This window comes from [Micrococcus luteus] ATCC 49442, from assembly GCF_010367585.1.
Lineage (GTDB): Bacteria > Actinomycetota > Actinomycetes > Actinomycetales > Micrococcaceae > Arthrobacter > Arthrobacter luteus_A.
In genome coordinates this window covers 3,266,834-3,290,297 of sequence record NZ_JAAAXP010000001.1, presented here as the reverse complement: position 1 = coordinate 3,290,297, position 23,464 = coordinate 3,266,834, and the positions used below count along the sequence as shown (strand labels likewise).

The 23,464-nt window shown below is 65.2% G+C and carries 18 protein-coding genes; 5 read left to right on the top strand and 13 right to left on the bottom strand.

What is annotated here, in order from left to right:
• Positions 1-4 precede the first annotated feature (4 nt).
• The 13 genes from GUV69_RS14955 to GUV69_RS14895 all read right to left on the bottom strand — a co-directional run bounded on the left by GUV69_RS14955 (position 5) and on the right by GUV69_RS14895 (position 16,640).
• Entirely contained in the window at positions 5-694 is a 690-nt protein-coding gene (locus GUV69_RS14955) for a response regulator (RefSeq protein WP_164203838.1), read from the bottom strand.
• On the bottom strand, positions 691-2,046 hold the full coding sequence (locus GUV69_RS14950; protein WP_164203836.1) for a sensor histidine kinase: 1,356 nt from the start codon (positions 2,044-2,046) through the stop codon (positions 691-693). The genes GUV69_RS14955 and GUV69_RS14950 overlap by 4 nt, the downstream gene beginning before the upstream one ends.
• Positions 2,047-2,066: 20 nt before the next feature.
• A complete protein-coding gene (locus GUV69_RS14945; protein ID WP_164203835.1) occupies positions 2,067-2,963 on the bottom strand; it encodes an ABC transporter permease in 897 nt (298 codons plus the stop codon).
• 5 nt (positions 2,964-2,968) lie between these two features.
• On the bottom strand, positions 2,969-3,955 hold the full coding sequence (locus tag GUV69_RS14940; protein ID WP_164203833.1) for an ABC transporter ATP-binding protein: 987 nt from the start codon (positions 3,953-3,955) through the stop codon (positions 2,969-2,971).
• A 182-nt stretch (positions 3,956-4,137) separates the two neighbouring features.
• Positions 4,138-5,634, bottom strand: a complete 1,497-nt coding sequence (locus GUV69_RS14935) for a bifunctional phosphatase PAP2/diacylglycerol kinase family protein (protein WP_164203830.1) — start codon at positions 5,632-5,634, stop codon at positions 4,138-4,140.
• A 74-nt stretch (positions 5,635-5,708) separates the two neighbouring features.
• Positions 5,709-6,923, bottom strand: a complete 1,215-nt coding sequence (locus GUV69_RS14930; protein WP_164203828.1) for an MFS transporter — start codon at positions 6,921-6,923, stop codon at positions 5,709-5,711.
• Positions 6,924-7,080: 157 nt separating this feature from the next.
• A complete protein-coding gene (locus GUV69_RS14925) occupies positions 7,081-8,763 on the bottom strand; it encodes an ABC-F family ATP-binding cassette domain-containing protein (RefSeq protein WP_164203826.1) in 1,683 nt (560 codons plus the stop codon).
• A 69-nt stretch (positions 8,764-8,832) separates the two neighbouring features.
• Positions 8,833-10,818, bottom strand: a complete 1,986-nt coding sequence (locus GUV69_RS14920; protein WP_164203824.1) for a penicillin-binding transpeptidase domain-containing protein — start codon at positions 10,816-10,818, stop codon at positions 8,833-8,835.
• 51 nt (positions 10,819-10,869) lie between these two features.
• A complete protein-coding gene (locus GUV69_RS14915) occupies positions 10,870-12,312 on the bottom strand; it encodes a phytoene desaturase family protein (protein WP_164203822.1) in 1,443 nt (480 codons plus the stop codon).
• Positions 12,305-13,771, bottom strand: coding sequence for a glycosyltransferase family 87 protein (locus GUV69_RS14910; protein ID WP_164203819.1), 1,467 nt, complete (start codon positions 13,769-13,771; stop codon positions 12,305-12,307). The genes GUV69_RS14915 and GUV69_RS14910 overlap by 8 nt, the downstream gene beginning before the upstream one ends.
• A gap of 62 nt (positions 13,772-13,833) precedes the next feature.
• Entirely contained in the window at positions 13,834-13,977 is a 144-nt protein-coding gene (locus tag GUV69_RS14905; protein WP_164203817.1) for a hypothetical protein, read from the bottom strand.
• A gap of 573 nt (positions 13,978-14,550) precedes the next feature.
• Complete coding sequence (locus GUV69_RS14900; RefSeq protein WP_164203816.1) at positions 14,551-15,135, bottom strand: histidine phosphatase family protein; 585 nt, start codon at positions 15,133-15,135, stop codon at positions 14,551-14,553.
• A complete protein-coding gene (locus tag GUV69_RS14895) occupies positions 15,135-16,640 on the bottom strand; it encodes a CCA tRNA nucleotidyltransferase (protein ID WP_164203814.1) in 1,506 nt (501 codons plus the stop codon). The genes GUV69_RS14900 and GUV69_RS14895 overlap by 1 nt, the downstream gene beginning before the upstream one ends.
• 207 nt (positions 16,641-16,847) lie before the next feature.
• Between GUV69_RS14895 and GUV69_RS14890 the strand changes: the two genes are divergently transcribed.
• From GUV69_RS14890 to trxA, 5 genes are all read left to right on the top strand, one after another.
• Positions 16,848-17,348, top strand: a complete 501-nt coding sequence (locus GUV69_RS14890) for an NUDIX hydrolase (RefSeq protein WP_164206605.1) — start codon at positions 16,848-16,850, stop codon at positions 17,346-17,348.
• A gap of 98 nt (positions 17,349-17,446) precedes the next feature.
• Positions 17,447-19,606: a murein biosynthesis integral membrane protein MurJ gene (murJ, locus tag GUV69_RS14885; RefSeq protein ID WP_164203812.1), complete on the top strand. Its 2,160-nt coding sequence runs from the start codon at positions 17,447-17,449 to the stop codon at positions 19,604-19,606.
• A 182-nt stretch (positions 19,607-19,788) separates the two neighbouring features.
• A complete protein-coding gene (locus tag GUV69_RS23015; RefSeq protein WP_208786653.1) occupies positions 19,789-21,369 on the top strand; it encodes an ABC transporter substrate-binding protein in 1,581 nt (526 codons plus the stop codon).
• 249 nt (positions 21,370-21,618) lie between these two features.
• On the top strand, positions 21,619-22,575 hold the full coding sequence (gene trxB / locus GUV69_RS14870) for a thioredoxin-disulfide reductase (protein ID WP_164203805.1): 957 nt from the start codon (positions 21,619-21,621) through the stop codon (positions 22,573-22,575).
• A 36-nt stretch (positions 22,576-22,611) separates the two neighbouring features.
• On the top strand, positions 22,612-22,938 hold the full coding sequence (trxA, locus tag GUV69_RS14865) for a thioredoxin (protein WP_164203803.1): 327 nt from the start codon (positions 22,612-22,614) through the stop codon (positions 22,936-22,938).
• The last annotated feature ends 526 nt before the right edge of the window (positions 22,939-23,464 follow it).

The following is a 23,464-nucleotide window of genomic DNA, read 5'->3' as shown; positions in this document are numbered from 1 at the left end:
CGGGTCAGTAGTCGGGGTTGCTCGGGACCACCAGGCCGGTCTCGTAGGCGTAAACCACGGCCTGCACACGGTCCCTCAGGTGGAGTTTCGTGAGGATCCGGCGGACGTGGGTCTTCACGGTGGCTTCCGACAGGAAATACCGGTGCGCGATCTCAGCGTTGGACAGGCCCTCAGCCATTGCTTCGAGCATCTCGGTTTCGCGCGGAGTCAGTTCTTCCAGCAGGGGATCGCGGGGCGTGGAGGCGGCGGGCCTCGCAGCGCCCCGGACGTATGTCTCGAGCAGCCGCTGGGTCACCCGCGGGGCCACCACGGCATCCCCGCTGGCCACCACCCGGACGGCCTGGATCAGCTCCGCCGGCGCCACATCCTTGAGCAGGAACGCGGAGGCCCCCGCCTGGAGCCCGGCGAACGCGTATTCATCCACGTCGAAGGTGGTGAGGATGATGACCCGTGCGGACGCCCCGGCGGCAGTGATGGCACGGGTGGCCTCGATGCCGTCCAGCACCGGCATCCGGACGTCCATCAGCACCACGTCAGGCGCGAGGTCCCGCACCTGCCGGACCGCTTCGGCGCCGTCGGACGCTTCCCCCACAATGCTGAGGTCATCCTCCCCTTCCAGGATGAGGCGGAACCCCATTCGCAGTAACGGCTGGTCATCCACCAGCAGGACGGTGATCGGTTGGGTCTCAGTCATGCTCTGCCTTGCAGTTGGGGAACGTGGCGGGATTCCGGAGTGTCGTCGCCCGGCCAGCTCAGGACGGCCCGCACGCGCCAGCCGCGGCCGCTCCGCCCGGCCTCCACGGTGCCGGCGTAGATGCGTGCCCGTTCCGCCATGCCCGCCAGGCCCTGGCCCGTCCCGGTTCCGACCGGACCCTGGTGCCCGGAACCCGGACCGCCTCCGTCGGCGGTGCCCGGCCCCCCAACCCCTGCGCCGTCGTCGAGCACTTCAATGGTCACGGCGGAACCGTCGCGGACGATGCTCACATCCACCCGCCCCAGGGACCGGCCGTAGCGGAGCACGTTGGTCAGCGACTCCTGCACAATCCGGTACACGGTCAGCTGGAACGCTGCGTCGTTGGGCAGCGCGGGCCCTGTGTGGGAATAGTGGAGGGGCAGGCCGGCCGTGCGGAAGCCTTCCAGGAGCTTCGCCAGGCTGTCGCCGGATGCGAGGGGCTGCAGCGGCATGGTTCCGGCGTCGTCCCGGAGGACACCCAGGACACGGCGCATGTCCGCCAGTGCGGTCCGGCCGGTCCGCGACAGTTCGCCGAGCACCTCGCCGGCGCGGTCGGGACTTTTCCGGACCACGACGGCGGCACCGTCGGAGAGGCTGACCATCACCGTCAGGGAGTGGGCCACGACGTCGTGCATCTCGCGGGCGATCCGGTTCCGTTCGGTGACCGAGGCCAGGCTGGCGGTCCGCGCCGCCCACGCCGCGATTTCCTGCTCATGCTCCCGCCGCTGCCGCACGGAAATGCCGATCCCGGTGGCGATGACGTTGGAGAGGGCGATGGTGGCACCCGTGGCGATGCTCGTCAGGAGGTGGAAGTCGCCGGGATTATTGGCCTCAACGTGGAGGAAGGAATTCTCCATGGGGCCCACGGCGGCCAGGAGGTAGAGGAGGGCAAGCGGTGCGGTTGCCGCGGCCATGGCCACCAGGGCGAACCGGCGCGTGTGCACCACCGCCACGGCGTACAGCGAGAACCACAGCCCGGCCGAGACGTTGGAGCCCCACGGGTGCAGGAGCGTGACCGCGACCTCCATCACCGCTACAAACGCGGCCACTGCCACCGAATGGGTACGCCGGAAAAACAGCGCTCCCGCCACGGCACCCAGGAGGGCAGCCGCCAGCCAGGCGCCCTTCATGACGGCGTCCGCCACGGTGGGTGCCACCAGCAGGATGTAGCTTCCGGCGACCACGGCATCCATCACGCGGGGATGCTGGTAGAGATACCGCCGGAACAGGCCACGGCGCTTGGCCGTGAGCTCGGCAAAGGACGCGTGGGCCAGTCCGGCCGACGCGTCCTTTGCCTGTACCGCTTCAGTCATGCTTTGAGCCTGGTTTCAGCTCACACATCGCGTTTCTTGATCACGATCATGGCTGGCACAAGGAACAGAAGAACGTAGCCCAGGAAGACCAGGCCGCCCTGCCAGGGGTCAATGACGCCGTCCGTGTGGCCGATCGAGAGGAACCGTCCGCCGGCGTCGCTGGGGATGTACTGGGGGACGTACTTCCAGAAGTCGCCGGGGATGAGCGTCAGGAAGCTCGCGGCGATGGACAGGACGAAGAACAGGCCCACCAGCACGGTGATGCCGCCGGCGGAGTTGCGCAGCAGCGCCCCCAGGGAGAGGCCGATCAGTGCCACACCGGCAACGTAGAGTCCGCCCGTGAAGACGCTGTACAGCACCCCTTCCGTGGACCAGTCAAGGTCGAACCCAAGCCCCTGGAACACCGGCATGGCGATCAGGAAGGTGGCCACGGCGGCGATGGTGGTGATGACGTAGGAAATCACCGCGAGGATGATCGCCTTTGCCACGAACGCGGGCGTACGGCGCGGCACGGCGTTCATGGTGGAGCGGATCATCCCGGTGGCGTATTCCGAGGAAATGAACAGGACAGCCAGCGAACCCAGCACCAGGATGCCGATCTGCAGGCCCGCGTTGGGCAGGTTGTACAGGTCAAAGCCGGATCCGGGCGGGAAGGACTCCGCCATCATTTCCGGCGTCATGGTCTGGCCGGCTTCCCGCGCCTGCCGGGACATTTCGTCCAGGAAGGTGAAGCGGATGAGGACGGCAAGGGCCCCGACGCCGACAATCGCCAACAGGGTCAGCAGCAGCAGGATGCGGGTGGACATCAGGGACCACAGCTTGATCCATTCGGAGCGCAGCACGCCTGTGAAAGTCACGCCTTTGGTACCGGCGGTGGAACGGACCCGGGAAGTCTGGGTATCAGTCATGGTGGTCATGGTCCTTACTTTCCTGCCGTTGCGGGGGCTGTTTCCGGTGCTGCTGCCGGCGATGCAACTGATGCAGGCGCGCCCGCAGGTCCGCCGGTCAGGTGCGAGTGGTATTCCACTTCGTCCTTGGTGAGGTCGAAGTAGGCGTCTTCCAGGGACGAGTGCTGCGGGGTGAGTTCATAGACCAGGACGCGGTTTTCCAGGGCTACCTGGGCGATCTGACGGGAATCCAGGCCAGTCACTTCCAGGGTTTCCTGCTCGTTCTGGTCCACAGTGACGCCGTTGCCGGCCAGCAGCGCGGCGAGTTGGGTGGCGGCCGATGTCCGCACCAGGGTCCGGACCTGGCGTGTACCGGCGATGATTTCCTGCACGGGAGCGTCGGCAATGATCCTGCCGCGGCCGATCACGATCAGGTGGTCCGCTGTCTGCGCCATTTCGCTCATCAGGTGGGAGGACAGGAAGATCGTCTTTCCCTGGTTGGCGAGGTAGCGGACCAGGTTGCGGACCCACAGGACGCCTTCGGGATCGAGGCCATTGACAGGCTCATCGAGGATCAGGGTCTGCGGATCCCCCAGGAGCGCGGCCGCAATGCCCAGGCGTTGTCCCATGCCCAGTGAGAATCCGCCGGCCTTCTTCTTGGCGACGGCTTCCAGCCCGGTCATTTCGATGACTTCATGGACGCGGGCTGTGGGAATGTTGTGGGTGGCTGCCATGGCGCGCAGGTGGTTGTAGGCGCTGCGGCTGGTGTGGACCGCCTTGGCGTCCAGCAGTGCACCCACCTCATGCAGGGGCGCCCTGTGGTCCGCGTACGGCAGCCCGTTCACAGTGACCGAGCCCGACGTCGGCCGGTCCAGTCCCATGATCATGCGCATCGTGGTGGATTTGCCGGCGCCGTTCGGGCCAAGAAAGCCCGTCACCTGCCCTGCGTTGACGGTGAAGCTGACGCCGTCAACGGCCGTTTTGCTGCCATAGACCTTGCTCAGGCCTGTTGCCTCAATCATGGAGTGTTCCTTCGAACAGCAGCCAAGGGGCTGCGGGATGCTCGGACATTTGGTGTGTACGCTCCACGCTACCGACGGCCATCGCCGATTTCGCCTGTCTCAGGGATGATTCAGGGGCGAATCAGGGTAATCCGGACGGATGATCAGGGATCACTCCGGTGTGCAGACCTGGTCAGCCGGATTCAGGACCTGGGCGAGTAGTAGGCCAGGGCCCGAGGCTCCACCCGTACCCGGACACTGCGGACTCCTGCCAGCGCTTCCCCGTCCACTGCCAGGGCCATCGGGGGGCCCGCCGATTCGATGCGGACGTCCGTGGCTTCCCTCAGGTGCGTGATCCGTGACGTCGCCACGGTTCCGGTCAGGACGGACCACAGGAGCCGCAGCCGGGCAAAGGATTCATCGGCAGTGATCATCCGGACGTCCAGGACGCCGTCGTCGAGCACGGGCCGCAGCAGGGGTGCATGGTCCCGGGGGTAATAGCGGCCGCGGCCCACGTACGCGATCCAGACCTTGTGCCTCACACCGTCGACGACCAGCGTGGTGGGCGTCCCCACGGCGAAGGTCCGGAACATGGCCACCACTCCGGCCAGGGGTTTGCCGAGCGCCGGCTGCAGCTGTTCCCTGCGCCGGACCAGGTTGGGGTAGAGGCCCACGCTGGCGGTGTTGACCATGATCAGTTCTGCCGTCTCCGGATTCTCTGCCAGCCCGCGTTCCACGGTCACTATCCCCACGTCCGTCCACGCGGCCTCACCGTTAGTGGCAGCGGCAACAGCTTCCTTGAGGCTCCCGATTCCGGTGTCCCGGGCAAAGTGGTTCAAGGTGCCCCCGGGCAGCACCAGCAAGGGCAGGGAATGCTCGATGGCGGCCGCTGCCGCCGCACTGACGGTACCGTCGCCACCCCACACCCCGAGGGCCTTGGTGTTGTCGAAGGCAGCGGCAGCCTGGATTGCTTCGGCCAGGCTCTCGCCGGGCTGCACCGACTCTATATGCGCTTCCGGGAATACTTCCTGGAGCGCTGCGGCAGTCTGCTCGGTAAAGGAACCGCCAAGTGTATTCACCACAATGCTCAGGCCGGCGCCGCCGGGTAACTCAGGGGCGTCAGCCTCGGTGCGGGCCACCTCGGGAAAGGGTGGCCGGACCGGCCACCATTTCCGGGTGGCAAGTGCTGCTCCCGCGCCGATGGCGGAACCGAAAAACACATCCGATGGCCAGTGCGCACCGGTGTGGACGCGTGAATAGGCAACGCCCAAAGCCGCAGGTGCCAGCGCCGTACCGAGGGCCGGTTTGACCAGTCCCGCGCCCAGCGCAAAGGCGATGGCGGACGCCGAGTGCCCGGACGGCATGGAGGAACTGGTGGGTTGCGGGTGGACAAACCGGAACACCGGAAGGTGTTCCGGCAGCGGCCGGGTGCGTGGCAACAGCGTCTTGAATCCTGCGTTGGTGACGGCCGAAGCCACTGCCTGGGCGATCAGACCGTGAAGCGCTGCCCGGCGGGGCCGCCCGGGAAACAGTGCCATGACCGCGGCCGCGCCCATCCAGAGTTTGCCGTGGTTGGCGGACGCGGAGAGTCGTCGGAAGAACGTGTCATGGTTCCCGCCGGGGAACGCCGAGACGCCCCGGACCAGATGCCGGTCAAGACGGCTGATCCATCCCGTTCCCTTGCGCCATTTGGTGTGCATCTCCCCACCCTAATGCCGGTGCTTCCGGCCCGGGAGGAACCCGGCCGTTGCTTAGTGTTCCCTGGCGCCGTTGCTTAGTGTTCCCTGGCTGGGCCGGATGCCAGCGGCTTCGCGGCTCCCGCCAGGACCAGGGCCACCACGATGGGGGCGAGGATGGCCAGCAGGGCCAGATGGATTCCGGTGAGGTCGCCCAGATAGCCCAGAAGCGGCGGGCCGGCAAGGAAGGAAACATACCCCAGGGTGGATACAACCGAAACCCTCGCCGCTGCATGCTTCGGATCATCCGCGGCCGCGGACATTCCCATCGGGAACGCGAGGGCCGCGCCGACGCCCCAAAGCGCGGCGCCCAGGCCCGCCAGCCAGACGTTCCCGGCGAGGACAAACAGGCCAAGGCCCGCGGCGGCGGCGGCCATGCTGGCCCGGAGTACTGCGACGCGGCCGTATGCGTCGATGACCTGTCCGCCGAAGAAGCGCATTGCGGTCATGGCAAGGACGAAGAGGGCGAACATGAGGGCGCCGGTGGATTCGGACGTACCCAGGCCGTCAACGGTGGCCTTGGCGATCCAGTCGTTTCCGGCGCCCTCGGTGAGGGTCGCGCCGAGGACCACCACACCGATGAGCAGGGTGCGGCTGTCACGCCAGGCGGATGGGCCCTTAGCGGTCTTGGGCTCGCCGTCGAGGGGAGCCGGCTCTGCCATGTGGGGGAGGAAATAGCGGGGCGTTACCAGCGCCACCACCACCACAACCACAGCGATCACCAGCAGGTGCTCCGGCAGCCCGACACCGATGGTCGACAGCCCCGCACCGATCAGCGCACCAACGAAGGCCCCGCCGCTGAAGGCGGCGTGGAACTGGGGCATGATGGTCCGCCGCAGCCTGTGCTCCACGTCTGCGCCTTCGATGTTCTGCGAGACGTCCCACAGCCCGATGCCGATGCCGAAGAAGAACAGGGCAATGGCGGTCCCCACCACCAATTCAGCCGACAGGGAGAGGGCAATCCCGACTCCCGCCAGGGCGGCCAGCACCCCGGCGGCGCGTACGGCGTTGGCCGTACCGATCCTGCCCACCACCAGTCCCGCCGTCGGAAGCGCCAGCAGCGAGCCGATGGCTGTGCACAGCAGAAGCGTCCCCATCTGCCCGGACGTGAGGTGCAGCGTCTCTGTGACCGCCGGAATCCGTGCCGCCCAGCTGGCAAAAACAAATCCGTTGACACCGAAGACCACAAACGTGGCGGCGGCCGCCGCCCGAAGCGAGGGTCCGGCCGCGGTTCTGGTGATGTCAGTCTTCATGCTGGAAGACTAGCAACCGGCGGGTGCCCTCACCCACCACCCCCACCGGACGCTCTCTCACTTAATGTGCTTAAATAGCCGACCCTCTCTCACTCTCTTGAGGAGAGTGAGAGAGGGTCAGTGTTAAACCCACATTAAGTGAGAGAGCGTCCGGGGGTTAGCGGGCGCGGACGACGCGCTTTTCGTCCCACACGGGCTCGGCCGACTCGTAGACCTTGCCGTCGGAGCCGAATACCAGGAAGCGGTCGAACGTGCGGGCGAACCACCGGTCGTGCGTCACGGCCAGGACGGTTCCTTCGAAGTGGTCGATGGCCTTTTCCAGCGCCTCGGCCGAGTGCAGGTCCAGGTTGTCGGTTGGCTCGTCCAGCAGCAGCAGCGTCGCACCGGAAAGCTGGAGGAGCAGGATCTGGAACCGGGCCTGCTGGCCACCGGACAGGGACTCGTACTTCTGTTCCGACTGTGAGGCCGGGCCGTAACCGTCCAGCGCCCCGGCAGCGGCCTCGCGGCCCAGTCCGGAGCGGTGTTCGTCACCGCGGTGCAGGATTTCCAGCAGGGTCTTGCCCAGGAGGTCCGGCCGGACATGGGTCTGGGCGAAGAAGCCGGGCCGGATGCGGGCGCCGAGTTTCACTGTGCCCTCGTGCGGCACTTCGGCGATTTCGACGTCGGACACGGGCAGGTGCTCCCGTTCCGGATCGGTGCCGCCGGTGGCAAGCAGCCGCAGGAAGTGGCTCTTGCCTGACCCGTTGGAGCCGAGCACACCGACGCGGTCGCCGAACCAGACCTCGGTGGAGAACGCCTTCATCAGCCCGGTAAGTTCCAGCTTCTCCGCCACGATGGCGCGTTTGGCGGTCCGGCCGCCCTTGAGCCGCATCTGCACGTTCTGTTCGATGGGCAGCGCCTCGGGCGGACCCACCTCCAGGAACTTCGCGAGCCGGGTCTGGGCAGCGTGGTACCGGTTGGCCATGTCCGAGCGGAACGCCGCCTTGTTTTTGTACATGTTGACGAGTTCCTTGAGCTTGACGTGCTCCTCGTCCCAGCGTTTGCGCAGCTCCTCGAACCGGGCGTTCCGGTCCGCACGGGCGTCCACGTAGGAACCAAAGCTGCCGCCATGGACCCAGGCGCCGGCGCCGTTGATGCCCGGTTCGAGTGTGACGATGCGGCCGGCAGCATTGTTGAGCAGCTCGCGGTCGTGGCTGATGAAGAAAACCGTCTTTTTGGACTCGTTGAGCTTGTCCTCGAGCCAGCGTTTCCCGGGCACATCGAGGTAGTTGTCCGGTTCGTCCAGAAGCAGGAGTTCGTCGGGCCCCGCGAAGAGCGCCTCAAGGACCAGGCGCTTCTGCTCGCCGCCGGAAAGGCTCGACGCCGGGCGGTGCTGTGCGCGGTCAAAGGGCAGTCCCAGCGCGGCCATGCAGACCTCGTCCCAGACGGTCTCCACGTCGTAGCCGCCGGCGTCTCCCCAGTCCACGATGGACTGGGCGTACCGCATCTGGGAGGGTTCGTCGTCGAGCTCCACCATGGCAAGCTCGGCCTCGTCCACCTCGCGGGCAGCGGCGGCCAGGGCCGGCGGCGCGGCCGATACCAGCAGGTCGCGGACGGTGGAATCATCCCGGACCTGGCCCACGAACTGGCGCATGATGCCCATGTTCCCGGACCGCCCGATCACACCTTCGTCCGGGACAAGGTCCCCGGAAATGATCCGGAAGAGCGTGGTCTTACCGGTGCCGTTCGGGCCGATCAGGGCGGTTTTGGTGCCTTCCGGGACCTTGAAAGTCACGCCGTTCAGGAGCTGGGTGCCGTCGGAGAGGAAGTAGTCAATACCGGAAACGTCTATGTGGGCCACGCCAACAATCTTCCCACGCCCGTGCAGCCGGGCTCATCGGCCGGCTGCACAGGCGGGTCAGCACACGGGTTAGCCGGCCGCGGTCAGGAACTGTTTGAGCAGCGGCCCGGATGTGGTGGCGCCGAGGCCGCCGTCCTCAACGAACACGGCGACAGCCAGGTCGCCATGGACGGCCACAATCCAGGCGTGCGTCTTCGGCGGGGTTTCCTTGCCGTACTCCGCTGTCCCGGTCTTGGCACCCACGGGTTCTCCCGGCACGGTGGACAGGAAGCCGGCGTGGCCCGAGGTGATGACCGCGCGCATCATTTCGGACAGGGCCGCGGCTTCCTCAGCCGTGATCGGTTTGTCAGAGGCTGCGGAGGGTGCTTCAGGCGTAACGCCCGACGACGGCGATACAGCCTCCGCGGTCGGCTCGCCCGGTGTGCCTCCTGCGGCGCCGGCGTTGGGGTTCAGGACCAGCTGCGGTGAGACGGGAGACCCCTTGGCCACGGAACCTGCCATGATTGCGGCAGCCAGCGGGGACATCAGCACCTTGCCCTGGCCGATCATAGACGCCGCGTGTTCGGTACCGGCAGCCTCGCCGGGCACGGAACCGAGGAAGGCCACGGCACCCAGGGACGGTGCTTCAACGGCCACGCCCATGGACACCGCGGCGGCCTCGAGCTGGGTCTGGGTGACAGTGTCCCTTGCAGCGATGAACGCCGTGTTGCAGGAATGGGCGAAGGCATCGCGGAGCGTCACCGATCCCAGGGATCCCTCCGGGTAGCCTTCCGAGTTCTTGAAGGTCCGGCCGTCCACCTCGAGGGTGGGAGTGCACTCCACCTTCGAATCCGGAGTGAGTCCGTTGCGGAACATCGCGAGTGAATCAACGATCTTGAAGATGGATCCCGGTGCGTACTGGCCCAGCATCGCGGTGTTGTACCCGTTGCTTCCCGGTCCCGAGGCGGCCGCGAGGACCGCACCTGTGGACGGGCGAAGGGCCACGATGGCAGAGGCGGGTCCCACGCCGGCCAGCGTGCTCTCCGCGAGGGACTGGAGGGCGGGATCCAGCGTGGTCTTCAGGGGTGTGCCCGGCGTCGGGGCGGTCTCATAGACCACGCGTCGCGGATCCGTTGCCGCGGCGTTGATCTGCTCGCGGGTGAGGTCCGCACGGTGTGCCCGGATCACTATGGCATCGCTGCCGCGCAGCTGGGCGTCGTACTGCTGCTGCAGCCCGCCGATGCCCGTCACATCACCGGCGGTCAGGGCGCCGTCCGACGCTTCGATCTGTTCAGCACTGGCCTCGCCGACGGACCCGAGGACAGCGCGGGCGAACGTGCGGCTCGGCGCCAGGGGCTGGCTTTCCTTGATGGCGCGGCCCCCGGGGATGGCCGTGATCTGCTCGTCCGTAATGGTGCGGCCTTCTTCACGCAGCGTGATGGCAGCGACAAAGGCCTGGGCACCGGAGGCGGAGACCTGCTGGGCGTAGCCGGCGGGGTCTATGCCTACCAGTTCGGCGAGTTTTGTGGCCGACGCGGCCGGATCCGCTGAACCGAGGAGGGGTTTGTCGATACCCACCTTCACCACGGGGCGGTACGTGACCAGCTGCGCGTCGCCCGCACCGAGGATGTCTGCCCGCTGGGGTGACTGAGTGCCCTTGGTGAGGATTTCGCCTTCTGCCAGATCCGGGACGAGCGACGACGGGTTCCACACCGTGAGCCACTTATCCCCGGACTTCGTGAACTCCGCGTAGGTGGTGTACTTCCACTCACCCGAGCCGATCTTCCAGATGTAGTTCAGGGGGACAGTAGCAGTATTGCCCTCCAGCGACAGGTCACCGGTTTCCACGGCGGGCCTGTCCGGGTCGAGTGATTTGAAAATGTCCTGGACCTGCTGCCTGGCCACGCCGGAGTCCTTGCCGTCAAAGGCGACAGGGCCGACGTCGAGCGCGGACACCGCCGCGGCAAACTGTTCAGCCGCGGCTTCGGCACCTCCTCTGCCGTCGTCGCAGGACACCAGAGAGGCGCCGAGAATGAGACCAGCTATGGCAAGTGAAAGTTTCTTTGAGTTCCCCACGGCGTTATTATCCCCCAGCGCGGCAACTGCGCCGTCGAGGCCGCGTAACCCTTAAGATTTCCCCAGCGCCGGGACCTGCAGCCCGAATATGTCCTTCAAGGCATGTTTTGCGGCGAAGAACCCCGGCATCCCCGTTACTCCGGGGCCGGGAGGCGTGGACGATGAGCACAAGTAGAGGCCGCGAACGGGTGTCCGCCATGGAACGGGCGAGACCACAGGCCGCTGCACGAGGCCCCGCACGTCCATGATCCCCGCGCTGAAGTCACCCCCGATGTAGTTGCGGTTGTAGCTGGCGAGTCCCGCCGCAGTGGTGACGTGCGTCTGAACCACCAGATCCCGGAACCCTGGCGCAAACCGTTCCAGCTGCGCGGTGACGGCCTCACTCATATCCTGCGTTGATCCGGCGGGAACATGGCAGTAGGCCCAGAGGATATGCCGCCCGTCCGGAGCCCGTCCGCTGTCGAACCGGGACGGCTGGGCCACCAGCACGTAGGGACGCTCCGGGTGCCTCCCGGCGATGACCTCATTTTCGGAGCGCGCCAGCTCCTCCCGGGTGCCGCCAACGTGCACGGTTCCGGCGTCCGCCAGTTCCGGTGCTGCCCACGGGACGGGCCCGGACAGGATGTAATCCACCTTGCAGGAACCACTTCCGTAGCGGAACGATTCGAGGGAGCGCCGGTACTTCCCGGGCAGTTGGTCGCCGGCGATGTCCAGCAGCCCCTGTGGCGCAACGTCGAGCAGTGTGGCGCGGGCCCGGCCAAGTTGCTGAAGGCTGTCAATGGGCTCACCGGTCCGGATCACGCCGCCGTGGGCCCTGATGTCGTCGGCTAAGGCGCCGGCGATGGCGGCCGATCCGCCCTGGGGGATGGGCCACCCTTGGGCGTGGGCCAGGGCAGTCAGCATCAGGCCGGCACCGGCGGCAGCCAGCGAGGGCAGGTGGGACACCGCGTGGGCTGCCACACCGCTGAGCAGGGCGGGCGCGAGTGGCTCCCGGAACCGCACGTTCCACAGCCGGGACCCCTGTTCGAAGGTCGCCAGCCCGAAGAGTGCTGCCGCTGTTGGATCATGCGGGATCCGAAGCAGTTGGTGCTGGGTCAGGTCCATGACCCCGTCAATGCGCCTCACGAGGGGCCCGAGCAGCCTGCGGTAAGCCTGACCGTCGCGGCCCAGTCCCTCGACTGTCCGGTCGAGCGAGTGGTAGCCCAGGGCTGCCCGTCCGCCGTCGAGCGGGGATCCGAACCCGAGTTCCGGGACCACCAGGTCGATCCGGCGCTCGAGCTCGAAGGCACGGAAGAAGGGGGATGCCGAAGCCATGGGGTGCACTGCCGAGCAAATATCGTGGAAGTGCCCCGGCTGCATCAGCTCGAGCGTGCGTGTGCCGCCGCCTATGGTTCCGGCAGCTTCATAGACCTCTACGGACAGCCCGGCCCGTGCCATCACAGCGGCGGCGGCCAGTCCGTTAGGCCCGGACCCTACGACGGCGACATCAGGCATGGTGTTTCGCCCGCCAGGGGAGGACGGCCAGCAAGGGCTTCCGCGGACTGAAGCGCAACCAGTCAGGCAACCCGTTGAACGGGCCGCCGTGAGGATCGTCTACGTGGTGCCGGCGTACGGGGTCGTAGTTGGGGTCGTAGATGTCCCACACCACCCGGATCATCAGATATGCCGTCACGAGCATGTGTGCTGCCACCGCCAAAACGTAGTAGGGCATGTCAATATTGTGCTGCGTCGGGCCCTGGCTGGTCACTTGGCCCAGATACATCCAGATGGCTGCCCAATAGAGCCCCTCAATGCCCTGCCACACCAGGAAGTCCCGCCACCGCGGCCGTGCAAGTGCCAGCAGCGGAATAAGCCACAGCACAACCTGGGGAGAGTACACCTTATTGGTGAGGATGAAGGCAGCCACCAGCAGGAATGCCAGCTGGGCCAGGCGCGGCCGCCTCGGCGCCGTCAGCGCCACATAGGCCACCGCAGCGCAGGCCAGCAGGAAACAGGCCAGGGCCAGCACGTTGATGACCGCAGGATCAAGCGTTTGCCAGCGGAGGCGCCTCGCCACCAGATTGTAGGCGAACCACACCGAACCGTAGCCGGCTTCCCCGGACTGCGTGGATCCCAGGAAGGACCCCCACCCGGCCGGATTAGCGAGGGCTACGGGGATATTGACGGCCAGCCAGGCAGCCGCTGAAGCGCCGGCGGCCACAAGGAATACCCTGATCCGCCCTGTGCGGACGGACAGCAGGAAGACGGCAGCAAGAATCAGGGCGGCGTACGGCTTGGTGGCAGTGGCAAGGCCAATCAGGATGCCCGCGAGCACCAGCCGGTCCCGCGCGAAACACAACATGCCCACAGCCAGCAGCGCCACTGCCCAGAGGTCCCAGTTGATGGTGCCGGACAGAACGATGCCAGGAGCAACCGCCACCATGGCCGCGTCCCACGGGCGCCGCTGGGATATCCGGGCGGTCGCCACGACTGCGACGATCCAGACGGCTGCGATCAGTGTCGCGTTGACGTCGAAGTATCCAAGGACCCGGGCGTCGGTAACCCCCTCACCCGGAATAAGCCAGGCTGCGGCACCGCCGATGAGTCCCACAAGAACCGGATAGTCGAAGACGCTGCCCTGGTTGAGGAACGCGAACGGATCTTCGCCGAGGCCCCGGTTCCGGAAGAATTCAGGGAAGTCCGAGTAGCACGTGGAGTAGAACTGGCCGGGCGTCTGCCAGCCGTTGGTCCGGCAGTAGTTCTTGATGGCAAGGCTCACCAACGCCGCCAGAACTGTAAGGATGATCAGCACGCGTTCCACCGTGAACACACCGGGGGAGACCAGGCCAGGTGCCGACCGGGCGCCCATCGGCCCGCCAATGAGTTCCGTGAAGTTCTTCAGCAGCAGGTCACTGCGGCTGGGAACAACCAGGCGGGCACGCTGTGGGCGGCCCGGCGGCTTCGTCTCCTGCATGTCCCCGAGCTTACCGGGGTGGCATCCGGACAGGTCGGGGGACAGGGCCTCGGCAGGAAGATTCAGTACATGCCGGCCATGTGCTGATGCATCAGCACGTACACGTCGTCGCGTCGTTGGTCCAGCAGCTCCCCGTTGAATTCGCGGCGGTCAGCCCGGACAGGCCGGCGCAGCTGAAGCATCGCCTTCTTGATCTTCTTGATCATGGCGGTCACCTCCTTTCGAAAAGTAATTGGGCATGGCAAATAGCGCCACATAAAGTCGGGACAATAAAGGCGGTAATTGGACATAGAAATGCCCGGTGCTTATGAATGGTTTACAAATGCGAAAGCAGGCCCGGCGAATGCGGTTGCCGGGACCCGACAAAAGCAGGGACCAGAACCAGGGATTTCTGCGATCACGCCCGACCAGCCGTGATGGTGCGCCTGAAGCGCTACCTGACGGTCAGCCGGATGTGCCTGGAGGTGGGTCCCTGAGCCAGTGATCCAGCCCGGAGGCTGATCAGAGAATGGCTCTAGGAGGCAAACACTCCGCGAAAATGGCGCGCAGAAGCGTCAGGGGCCGGGGTGGCGGTGATGGTCATCTTCCATCCGCTAGTCAAAGTAATCATTTTTCCCAACCTCCTTTTCTGCTCAAGCCGTCGCATCAGCTGATTGGCTGTACAACGTGCGCCACGACCCCGGCAGAACGCTCTGGGGTCAGGAATAAAAATACCTTACGAATGCGACGATCCGCTACCTAATTCACAAAGATCTTCAAGAATGTTTATGAATTACGGTTTACAGGCCCCAACGGACAATGGCCGGGGTCTTCTTGTCCCAGCCAAGCGTGCAGACTTTGGCGGTACCCAGAATAAAGTGCCGGCCTTCGGTGGGGGCCAATTCAAGCCAGCGCGCGGTCAGGATGCGGGAGAAGTGTCCGTGGGCCACGATCAGCACGTTGTCGAGTCCGGATTCGAGTACCCGGGCCACAATCTTGTCCGCGCGGGCCGCCACTTCGTCCAGGGTTTCACCGTTGGGCACGCCGTGGGTCCAGATCAGGTAGTCGGGGTTGTCTTTTCGGATCAGGTCCGAGCTGATGCCCTCGTAATCGCCGTAGTTCCATTCCACAGCCAGCGGCTCATGCTGCGCGTCAGGGTAGCCTGCCAGTTCGGCTGTCCGCCGGGCGCGGCGCAGCGGTGAGGTCAGCACCAGGTCAAAGTCCACCTGGTCCAGCACCTTTCGGGCTTCCACGGCCTGCTGCTCTCCTTCAACGGTCAGCGGCAGGTCCGTGAGACCGGTGTACTGCCCGCTCTTGGACCACTCGGTCTCACCGTGGCGCAGGATCCACAGCTGGGGGCGGGGCGCAAAATTCGACACAGTCATTATGACTCCTCATTCGGGGAAAGCTCGACGGCGGCGGCTGGTTCTGTTGCGTCCGGAACCGGGGGTGCCGCCTCGGGCTGCTGAGCCCACCAGGCGAGCAGCCGCGCTTCGGCGTCCTCGGTCGGCAACGGACCATGCTCCATGCGTTCCTCCAGCAGGAACCTGTAGGCACGGCCCACCACGGGACCGGGTTTCAGGTCCAGGAGAGCCATGATCCGGGCCCCGTCCAGATCCGGGCGGACCGCCTCCAGGGACTCCTGCTCACGCAGCGCGGCGATCCGGTCCTCCAGATCGTCATACGCGAAGGCCAACCGTTCGGCCTTGCGCTGGTTGCGGGTGGTGACGTCGGACCGGGTCAGCCGGTGCAGCCGCTCCAGCAGGGGCCCGGCGTCGGTGACGTAGCGCCGGACAGCGGAGTCGCTCCAGCCGGCGTCGCCGTAGCCGTAAAAGCGCATGTGCAGTTCCACCAGCCGGGCTACGGCTTTGATGGTGTCGTTGTCGAAGCGCAGGGTCTTCATCCGCTTCGAGGTGAGTTTGGAGCCCACCATGTCGTGGTGGCGGAAGCTGACCGCGCCGCCCGGTTCGAAACGACGCGTCGCCGGTTTGCCGACGTCGTGCATTAACGCTGCGAACCGCAGCACAAAGTCCGGAGCCGGTACGGCGCCGTCCGCATCGGTCTCCAGGGCGGCAGCCTGCTCCAGGACCTGCAGGGAGTGCTGGTAAACGTCCTTGTGGCGGTGGTGCTCGTCTGATTCCAGACGCAGGGCCGAGACTTCAGGCAGCACAAATTCGGCCAGTCCGGTGTCCACCAGCAGGTCCACACCAATCCTCGGGCGGGCGCCGCAGATGAGTTTAACCAGTTCATCGCGGACGCGTTCAGCAGAGATGATCTTGATGCGTTCTGCCATTTGGGTCATCGCCTGACGGACAGCAGGGTGCACGGAAATGCCCAGCTGCGAGGCGAACCGGGCGGCACGCATCATGCGCAGGGGATCGTCGGAGAACGAGTCCTCAGGGGATCCCGGGGTAGTCAGAACAGAAGCATGCAGGTCCCGGACGCCGCCAAACGGGTCTACAAGTTCAAGGGACGGCAGCCGCAGCGCCATGGCGTTGATGGTGAAATCCCGGCGCAGCAGATCATCTGTCAATGAGGTGCCGAAGGCCACGACCGGCTTGCGCGATTCGGGATCGTACGCCTCGGCCCGGTATGTGGTGATCTCGATCTGGAAACCCGCCTTGCGCACGCCGATGGTCCCGAAGGCCCGGCCGATTTCCCAAAAGTTGTCCGCCCATTTCTTGATCAGGGCGACGGTCTGGTCTGGCGTGGCATCCGTGGTGAAGTCCAGGTCCGGGGAGGTGCGGCCAAGGAAGAGGTCCCGCACCGGACCACCCACCAGCGACAGTTCATGGCCGGCGTCGACAAATCGCTGGCCGAGCTCCAGGACCACCGGGTCCACCTGGAAATCGACGGTGTGGGAATCAGTCTTGTGATGTGCGTGCGCCATAGTTACTTAAGCTTGGCAGAAACCAGCGGCTTGGCAGGCCAAAATCCGGTCAAGATCGTGCCGATTCCCTCACGGTCTCTCAAACTGCGTCATACGCAGTCCATCTTGATGTCATGTTCCGGTCATCAAGATTGGGCAAGAGTCGTTAGAGTGGACTGCATGGCCCATCCCGTACCGAGCGCTCCCGGCAGGAGGACGAACGCACCATTGCCGTCGGCAATCGGTGCCCACGTCGCGCCTGCCCTGCACTCGGCTCCGGCCTCGCTCCCTACGGTGGAGGAAATTTCCGCCGGCGGCGTTGTGGTGGACACGTCCGACGGCGAACTCAGGGTTGCGATCATCGCGCGCCTTAACAGGGGCGGGCGTCTGGAGTGGTGCCTCCCGAAGGGCCATCCGGAGGGCAAGGAAAACAACGAGCAGGCGGCAGTGCGCGAGATTGCCGAGGAAACCGGCATCGAAGGCGACATCCTCGCCCCGCTGGGCAGCATCGACTACTGGTTCACCGTCAGCGGGCACCGGGTCCACAAAACGGTCCACCACTATTTACTGCGTGCTACCGGCGGTGAGCTCACCATCGAAAACGATCCTGACCAGGAAGCTGTGGACGTTGCCTGGGTGCCCATCAAGGAACTTGCACGGAAGCTCTCTTTTCCCAATGAGCGCCGCATCGCGGACCTGGCCCGGGACGTCCTGCCCGAACACCTCTGAGCCTGCGGCCAGGGGCTTGTGCCCCGTTGCGGGTGAATGCGGGCCGCGCAGGCCGTCCGGTGCGGAACAAACAGGGTCCGGGTGAGACGATGAACTCGATGTCAGCTTCCAATTTCCCTTCCGATAGAACAGGCCAGGCAGGTCAGCCCGCGCCTGAGGCCGTGCCAACAGCTCCAGCCGATGCTCCGGGTCCCGCCGAGCCCGGCCCTCCCACAGGCGCGAGTGAGACACGGTCCAGCGCCATCATGGCCGCCGGTACCCTGGTTTCGCGTTTCCTGGGATTCGGCAAGACCTGGATGCTGGGTGCGGCCCTCGGCCTGGGTTCCACCGTTAATGACACGTTCATCAACGCAAACAACCTGCCCAACCTCATCTTCCTGCTGGTGGCCGGCGGCGTGTTTAACGCCGTGCTGGTTCCGCAGATCATCAAGGCGAGCAAGGCTCCGGACAGGGGAGCCGACTACATCAGCCGGCTCCTGACCCTGGCGGTCCTGCTGTTGCTGGGCCTGACCGCGCTGGTCACCCTGGCCGCGCCGTGGGTCATTGAGCTGACTACCCAGGGCTATTCGCCGCAGCAAAAGGCCCTGGCCATTACGTTCGCCTTCTGGTGCCTGCCGCAAATCTTCTTCTACGGCCTCTACGCCCTCCTCACCCAGATCCTCAACGCCAACGGCGCGTTCGGCCCGGCTATGTGGGCCCCTATCCTGAACAACGTGGTGGGCATCGCCGGCCTGGGCATGTTCATCTGGATTTTCGGCCAGAACGCCGTCAACGCGCACACGCTGGACAACTGGGGTCCCAACCAGACGTTGCTCGTGGCAGGCTTCTCCACCATCGGCGTGGTGGCCCAGACGGCCATCCTGATGATCCCGGTATTCCGGCTGAAACTAGGCCTCCGGCCGAAGTTCGGGTGGCGGGGAGTGGGACTTGGCCAGGCAGCGAAGTTGAGCGTCTGGACGCTGCTGACCGCCGCCGTCGGGCAGTTGGCGTTCCTGTATGTCATGCGTATTGCCACCATTCCCGGTGCGGAGCGCCTGCGGTTGAAGCAGGCCGGGGACCCGGCGGCTGAGATACTCCCCGGTAACGCTGTGCTGGAGGTTGCCAGCCAGCTGTATCTCCTGCCGCACTCGATCATTGCCCTGTCCCTCGCCACCGTCCTCTTTAACCGGATGACCCGCGCGTCGCAGGACGGCAACCGTGCCGAACTGCGTGATGCGCTCTCGCACGGGCTCCGGACCATGGCAGTGGCCACCGTCTTCGGCGCGCTGGCACTGTTCGCCCTGGCCGGACCGTTGGGTATGTTCTTCTCCGGCGGCCTTCGCCAGGATGGCGTGATGCTGGCCCAGACGCTGACCATTCTGGCGCTGAGCACGCCGTTTATGAGTGCAAATTTCATGATGTCGCGGGTTTTCTACGCCAACGAGGACGCCCGCACACCGTTCTACATCCAGCTCCTGCTCGCCGTTGTCTATGTTGCCGGGGCTTTTGCCATCCAGTTCATGCCGGTGGGCCGGATCATCTACGCGATCGCCATTCTGTACATGGTGGGCAACATCCTCTCGGTGGTCATCAGCGCCTTCTTCCTGCGCCGCCTGCTCGGCCACCTCGACGGTCCCCGCATCGCCAACTCGTACATCCGAATGGGTTACGCGGCGCTCGGTTCCGCTCTTGCCGGTGCCGGCGCCCTGTGGCTAATGGGCAGCTACAGCCCGGACGGCTTCGCCTGGACCGACCGTCTCGCGGCCCTGGTGACCCTGGTCGTCGTCGGGCCCATCATGCTCGTGGTCTATGTACTCCTGCTTAAAGTTTTCCACGTCGCGGAGCTCCGCGATCTGCTGCGCCCCCTCCTCGGGCGGCTTGGGCGCCGCGGCGGGGGGCCGTCGGACACGGCGGGAGGGCCGCCGTCGGCATCATCTGCCACCGACTCTTCCTCAGAATCGGAACGTCCGACGCCGGAACGCGCCACCGTCTCGGTGGACACCGGACTGATTCCGCGCATCTCGGGCGAATTCGACGCGACGTCCTTCCGCGCCGGACCAGAGCCAGAGCGGCACAGGCCTGCGGCACCTACGATTCCTGCCGGTTCCACGGATGACGTAAACATGCCTGCCGGTGAATATCTTCCGGCCGAAGATGTGCCGGGAACTGCCCGTGGCGGCTTCCTCCGCGACGAGATCCCGCTCCCCGGCCGGCGCACGTTCCAGGGGCAGCCCGGACGGAACCCGCATTTCAGGTCACGGCGGCCCCGCAAAAAGTGACCTTCCCCGGGTTTCCGGCTGCCTGTCGCCCGCGGCGGGTAGGGCCAATCGGCTAGGATCGACAATGAACAGGGGTAGTTGCAGGCAAGAGTAAACCGGCTCGACGCCCGGCTTTCTGACCGGTTCTGACCACCGGTGGCATCATCTACGCCGGTAATTCCCGGACAGTCTAGGAGGAACACGTGTCCCACCCGATCGACGTTGGATCAGTACTCGGCGGCCGCTACAAGGTCACAGCCACGGTATTGACCTCACACGACCATGATCTGGTGCTGGACGGGGTGGACCAGGTACTCAACCGGCCTGTCAGCATTCTGGTTGCAGGCCCGCACAACACGGAGCAGGTTGCGCAGAGTGCCCGCGAGGTTGCTACCGGGGAGCGTCCCGGCAGCGTCCAGGTACTCGATCTTGGCGTCACCGAAGCCGCCACCTACCTCATCACGAACCACACGTCTGCGGCAGACCTGCTCGACCTCGTCGTCGCTTCCGATGCGCCCTACGTTGAGCCCTTCTTTACCGACACCCTGGGCAGCGAGATTTTCGGCCAGGCGCGGTCACACGAGCCCGAGCCGTACGACGAAGAAGAGAACGTCGACGCCGGCTACATCAACTACGCCGACCACCACCCCAGCCAGGTGGACCCTTACCGGTCGGCTCCTTCGGTTCCGCCGGTGGTTCCGCCCCGGCCGCCGGTCGGTCCGACCACTCGCCCTGCCGGGGGATCGACCGGGGCCGCCGGTGCCGGAGCGGCTGGCGCTGCTGCAGGTGCCGCCGCGGGAGCAGCTGCCGCCCACCAACAGGCCACCGCCCCGCATCCAGTCCAGCCGGCGGAGCGTGAGCCGGTTTCGGGTTCCGGTGCACCGGTTGCCAGCCGGCCGCACAACGGACAGGAACAGGGTCAGCCCAAGGTCTCGCTGTGGTCTGAGGACGACTACTCCTACGAGGACCAGGACACCGGCTACGACACAGCAGCGGAGGCCAAGCCGGCCAAGCCCAATCGTGCCGCAGCCGCTTTCCCTTCCCTTGCGCGAAAGACCTCCCCGGCGGCAGCAGTACCGCCCGCAGGCGGTACAGGCGCTTACAACGATGACGACGACGACGAGCCCGAGCGTGAGCCGCGATCCATGCGCTGGCTCGTGGGCGGCCTTCTTGCCGTAGTACTCATCGCAGGGCTGGTGTTTGCCCTCACCAACCTGGGCAGCTTGTTCCAGTCCGGCCCGCAGGCCGACCCCACGCCGGCTTCGACAGGCGCGCCGGCAACAGGTCCGGGCACGGGGACGCCCACAGCCAACCCGAGTTCAGCACCGCCGGCAGCCCCGCCGTCCATCGAAAACATCACCCGCCAGGGTAATTTCGACTTCGCAGCCACCTATGATGTGGACCTCGTGAAGGCGTTCGACGGCAATGCAGCCAGCTACTGGTCCGATATGGAATTCGCTACCGAAGGATGGGGCGGCCTGGCCGCCGACGGTGTGCCGCTGTTTGTGAAGCTGAAGAGCCCGGCCACGGTTTCTTCCATCACCCTGACCCAGCTTGGAGCTTCCGGCGGAAACCTGAGTGTCTACACGAACGACCGTCCGTCACTGGATGGTGCCAAGCTCGTGGGAACAAACAGCTTCACGTCAACCGATCTGACCTTGCCGCTGGCTGAACCCGTGAAGGCACAGTACGTCATTGTGTCCATCAAGGCGCTGCCCAGGCTGGCGGCCCCGAAGACCCGCTACGGCTTCGGCATCCGCCTTGCAGAAATCAAGGTCCAGTAGCGGGGGCCTGCGTCACGCCGCCGCCGAGCCGCGTCTGTTCTGCCAGGGGATGGCCCCGACGGTAACAGATGCGGCTCAGCTGTTTTCAGGCGGTAATCTGGGAGGGCACCTGTTGAGGCGACTCCGTCATGACCATTCATGGTTACTCCGTTCGCGCGGTGCCCGGAATATTCACCACCAGGATTCAGTTGTGCCATGTGGCCGGTCCAGTAAACCGGCGCATCGACTAAGGAAGAGGTTCACCGTTCAGTGAGCAACGCAGAAAACACCGCGTCCGAAGTACGTGATGTCATCATCGTCGGCTCGGGCCCGGCAGGGTATACGGCCGCGGTCTACACGGCCCGAGCCAACCTCAAGCCCCTGCTCCTGGCGGGTTCAGTGACCGCCGGCGGCGAACTGATGAACACCACCGACGTCGAAAACTACCCCGGCTTCCCTGACGGCATTATGGGACCGGACCTCATGGAGAACTTCGAAAAGCAGGCCGCCCGGTTTGGGACGGAGATCCAGTTCGAGGACGTCACCGCGCTCGACCTCGAAGGCGACATCAAGACCGTCACCATCGGCACCGGCGAGACTTTCCAGGCCCGGTCCATCATCCTGTCCACCGGATCCGCTTACCGCGAGCTGGGCCTGCCTAATGAGAAACGGCTCTCCGGACACGGCGTCAGCTGGTGTGCAACCTGCGACGGTTTCTTTTTCAAGGGTCAGGACATTGCGGTCATCGGCGGGGGAGACTCCGCCATGGAGGAAGCCCTCTTCCTGACCAAGTTTGCCAAGTCTGTCACGGTAGTCCACCGCCGCGACACCCTCAAGGCCTCAAAGATCATGGCCGACCGGGCGCTGGCCCACGAGAAAATCTCGTTTATCTGGAACAGCACCGTGGACGACGTCATCGGCGAGGATAAAGTCACCGGCCTCAAGATCAAGAACCTGCAGGACGGGACCGTATCCGATCTCGCCGTCACGGGCGTGTTCGTAGCCATCGGAAACGATCCCCGCACCGACCTGGTCAAAGACACGCTGGAGATTACGCCAGAGGGCACTATCGCCGTGGAGGGCCGGAGTTCCAGAACCAGTGTCCCGGGCGTCTTTGCCGCCGGCGACGTTGTTGACCCCACCTACCGTCAGGCGATCACGGCGTCCGGTTCCGGCTGTGTCGCTGCCATTGATGTGGAACATTACCTCGCAGACCTGCACGCGTAATCCGCGTCACCGCCATTCGAAGAGAGAGACAAAGCTATGAGCAACGCTAAAGACGTAACAGATGCAAGCTTCGGCACGGACGTGCTGTCCGCTGACAAACCGGTGATTGTTGATTTCTGGGCCGAATGGTGCGGCCCCTGCCGCAAGCTGGGACCCATCCTCGACGAGATCTCCGTGGAGTACAGCGAGAAGGTCGATGTCGTTAAGGTCAACGTTGACGACAACCCTGGCATTGCCGCCGAGTACGGCATCACGTCGATTCCGGCTGTATACCTTTTCCAGGGTGGCGAGGTGAAGGGCACCGTTATTGGAGCCCGACCCAAACAGTTCTTTGAAAAGGAATTCGCTGACGTCCTGTCGTAACCGGACTCAAAGCTGTCGGTTCGTGACGCCGGCCCTCAAAGAAGGCGTCCTTGCGATAAGTGTTTAATAGCGTTTGTGGCCACTGCTTCCCTGAAGCAGTGGCCACAAATGTTTAAGTCGCGGTTTCCGTGCTGACGAAACAAACAAACACGGTTTCAGAACGAACAAATTCTGCCCTGGGCACATTGCTACGAGAGCGTGAACCGCGGCAGATACTGCCTGAGTCCATGGGCGGCGTCCAGGCAAGTTAGCGGGAGATTTCTCAGTCAGAGCCCGATGAGTTCTCTTCGCTGGGCGACTCTATGTTTCACGTGAAACTCCTCCTGGCTTGCGGGGAGTGTGACGTCGGAACTGTGCCATACTCTTGCCCGCGGGCACTTTGAAGTATGCCATTTCCCTCGGTCGGCACGGGATGGCCAGTTTCGCGCGGCGTCGTCGACAGTAGTGTTTTTTCCTCGGCTGGGACCACTCCGAACCGCCCCACCTCAACCGTCGGTTTGGGACGAATTTGGGTAAGAGTGTTTCA